Here is a 2,844-nt window from a genome sequence, read left to right on the forward strand (position 1 = left end):
AAACCCAAAAACAAGAGGAGAAAGCGCATGCCGATGACGACCAAACAACGGCTTGATGTGCCATTGAAAATTAAGTCTGTTAGTGACTCTGGTGAGTTTGAAGGCTATGGCTCCGTTTTCGGGGTAAAAGACAGTTATGCCGATATTGTGATGCCGGGGGCTTTCCTTAATTCCCTTAATCAATGGAAAGAAAAAGGGGCGTTACCCGCTTTACTTTGGCAACACCAAATGGCAGAGCCTATTGGTATTTATACCGAAATGCGAGAGGACAGCACCGGACTTTATGTAAAAGGTCGCCTATTAATTGACGACGACCCTTTATCTAAACGTGCTCATGCTCATATGAAGGCCGGATCATTATCCGGCCTTTCTATTGGTTACATTCTTAAAGATTATGAGTATGACCGCAGTAAAGATGCTTTTCTACTGAAAGAAATCGACCTATGGGAAGTCAGTTTAGTGACATTTCCTTCCAATGAAGAAGCGCGAGTCAGTGATGTGAAGTCGGCATTTGCTCGTGGTGAATTACCCACACAAAAAAGTATTGAGCGAGTCCTGCGCGATGTTGGGCTTTCGCGAACGCAAGCTAAGGCTTTTATGGCCAAGGGCTACGATGCACTTTCTCTGCGTGATGTTGAGCAAGAAGCATTAGAAACATTGAAATCTATTTTTAAATAATAAAGGAAAGATTATGGCTATTGATCATAAAGATGTAACTGAAGTTGCGCAGGAGCTAAAAGGTCAATTTGACGAGTTTAAAAAGTCGAATGATAAACGTATTGATGCGATTGAAGCTGAAAAAAGTAAGCTATCAGAAACCGTCGATACCTTAAATGGCAAATTATCAGAGCTGGATGAATTAAAAAGCAATTTAGAAGCTGAGCTCGCTTCAGTAAAACGTCCCGATGGTAACGTGACGAATAAAGATGTCTCTGAGCATAAAACCGCGTTTGAATTATTTGTGCGTAAAGGTACAGATGATGGCCTTTCGGAATTAGAGCGTAAAGCAATGCAGGTCGGTTCAGATCCTGACGGCGGTTATGCGGTACCCGAAGAGCTGGATCGTAATATCATTACGGCATTGCGTGATGAAGTGGTTATGCGCCAAGAGTGTAATGTGATTACGGTTGGCACAGAGAAGTTTAAACGCCTGATTAATCAAGGTGGGACAAATAGTGGTTGGGTCGGTGAAGTGGATAAACGCCCTGAAACCAACACATCAAAACTCGCTTCTATTGAACCGTTCTGGGGGGAAATTTACGGTAACCCTGCCGCAACTCAAACCATACTTGATGATGCCTTTTTTAATGTTGAGCAATTCATTACCAGTGAATTAGCCACAGAATTTGCAGAGCAGGAAGAAGCGGTATTTACTCACGGTGACGGTATTAAAAAGCCAAAAGGCTTATTAGCGTACGGCAGTGACGATAAAGGCGACAAAGAGCGTGAGTGGGGTAAGTTACAGCATTTGTTATTGAAAAAACCGACAGAAATCACTGCGGATGAAGTCATGAAATTGATTTATACCATGCGAAAAGTGTATCGTACAGGTGCTAAATTTATGATGAATAACAATACATTATTCCAAGTTCGCACACTGAAAGATGCTCAAGGTAATTATTTGTGGCAACCCGGTCTGCAATTAGGGCAACCTTCTGCATTATTAGGGTATGGCATTGCAGAAAATGAGCAATTTGATGATGTCTCTGCTGATGCTGTGCCGATTGCTTTTGGTAACTTCAATCGCTGTTACACCATTCTTGATCGTATTGGTGTTCGTATGTTACGTGACCCATACACCAACAAACCGTTTGTACATTTCTATACGACGAAACGCGTTGGCTCTATGTTGGTTGACAGTAATGCAGTGAAGTTACTGAAAGCGGGAGCCACTGAATAATCTGAGTTTATGTATCTCAGTTTCATAGATACCGCTTAATTGCGGTTTTTTTGTGCCTGCGATCAGGATAGGTCGCAGGATTTATTGGAGGTTTCATGGCATTTCCAACTATCGATGAATTGAAACGCCAATGTTATATCGATGGTGATCAGGATGATGATTTACTTCAACAAAATCTATCATCAGCGATAGCCGAAGTGGAAAGATTAACAAACCGAAAATTGTATGATGATGAAATACCTGAAAATGATCATTATGGCTTACTTCTTTCCGAAGATATAAAAATAAGGCTCATGCAAATGGTTGGTTTTTGGTATGAGAATCGTGAAGGTCAATCACTCCCCGAGTCGCTATGCAATGCATTGCGTGAATATCGTATCAGACCCATGCGAGGGCAATCATGAAAGCAGGAAGATTGCGCCAAACTGTCATATTTCAACAGAACGTACCCATTAAATTACCTTCAGGGCAATTTAAAAAAGAGTGGATTGATATCGCTTCAGTGCGGTGCGAAGTAAAACATCTTTCTGGTCGTGAGCTGATATCCGCTAATGCTGAAATGTCAGAGGTTACTGTTAGAGTGTGGATGCGTTATCGACCCGATATTAACAGTACATGCAGAATGGTCTGGCGTGAGCAAATTTATGACATTCAGTCAGTCATTCCTGATGAGAAATTGACTCGATTAGAATTGTTATGCAAACAAGGAGTTAAACAATCATGAACTTGGATTTCTCCGATCTACTCGACTTATCAAGAGAGTTAGATGTTTTAAGCCGAGCTGAAAGTAATCAAGCAATGCGAAAAGCAACCAATGCGGCCGCAACGTTATTACGTGATGAAATCAGAACGTCCGCGCCACGAAAAACGGGAAAATTAGCACGAAATATAGTGACCCGTAATCACAGAATGCGCAATAAAGGTGAGGTTTCTTCGGGCGTTTA

At 41.7% G+C, this 2,844-nt stretch carries 5 protein-coding genes; all 5 read left to right on the forward strand.

The window, feature by feature from the left end; translation table 11 throughout:
• The first annotated feature begins 33 nt into the window (after positions 1–33).
• Entirely contained in the window at positions 34–678 is a 645-nt protein-coding gene (locus tag ABN217_RS20735) for an HK97 family phage prohead protease (protein ID WP_223672513.1), read from the forward strand.
• A 13-nt stretch (positions 679–691) separates the two neighbouring features.
• The gene (locus ABN217_RS20740) at positions 692–1,900 is read left to right on the forward strand and encodes a phage major capsid protein (RefSeq protein ID WP_349459785.1); all 1,209 of its coding nucleotides are present in this window, start codon (positions 692–694) and stop codon (positions 1,898–1,900) included.
• 95 nt (positions 1,901–1,995) lie between these two features.
• On the forward strand, positions 1,996–2,304 hold the full coding sequence (locus ABN217_RS20745) for a head-tail connector protein (protein WP_088495899.1): 309 nt from the start codon (positions 1,996–1,998) through the stop codon (positions 2,302–2,304).
• On the forward strand, positions 2,301–2,624 hold the full coding sequence (locus ABN217_RS20750; protein ID WP_223672500.1) for a phage head closure protein: 324 nt from the start codon (positions 2,301–2,303) through the stop codon (positions 2,622–2,624). The genes ABN217_RS20745 and ABN217_RS20750 overlap by 4 nt, the downstream gene beginning before the upstream one ends.
• On the forward strand, positions 2,621–2,844 hold a 224-nt coding region (locus ABN217_RS20755), incomplete at its 3' end, for an HK97 gp10 family phage protein (RefSeq protein WP_349459786.1). The genes ABN217_RS20750 and ABN217_RS20755, both read left to right, overlap by 4 nt.

It is taken from the genome of Proteus sp. fly-1067, assembly GCF_040139345.1.
Lineage (GTDB): Bacteria > Pseudomonadota > Gammaproteobacteria > Enterobacterales > Enterobacteriaceae > Proteus > Proteus vulgaris_B.

What these genes read in the sequence shown, in the direction of transcription:
- ABN217_RS20735 (WP_223672513.1), top strand. Translation starts at nt 34, where the DNA reads ATGACGACCAAACAACGGCTTGATGTGCCATTGAAAATTAAGTCTGTT.
- ABN217_RS20750 (WP_223672500.1), top strand. Translation starts at nt 2,301, where the DNA reads ATGAAAGCAGGAAGATTGCGCCAAACTGTCATATTTCAACAGAACGTA.
- ABN217_RS20740 (WP_349459785.1), top strand. Translation starts at nt 692, where the DNA reads ATGGCTATTGATCATAAAGATGTAACTGAAGTTGCGCAGGAGCTAAAA.
- ABN217_RS20745 (WP_088495899.1), top strand. Translation starts at nt 1,996, where the DNA reads ATGGCATTTCCAACTATCGATGAATTGAAACGCCAATGTTATATCGAT.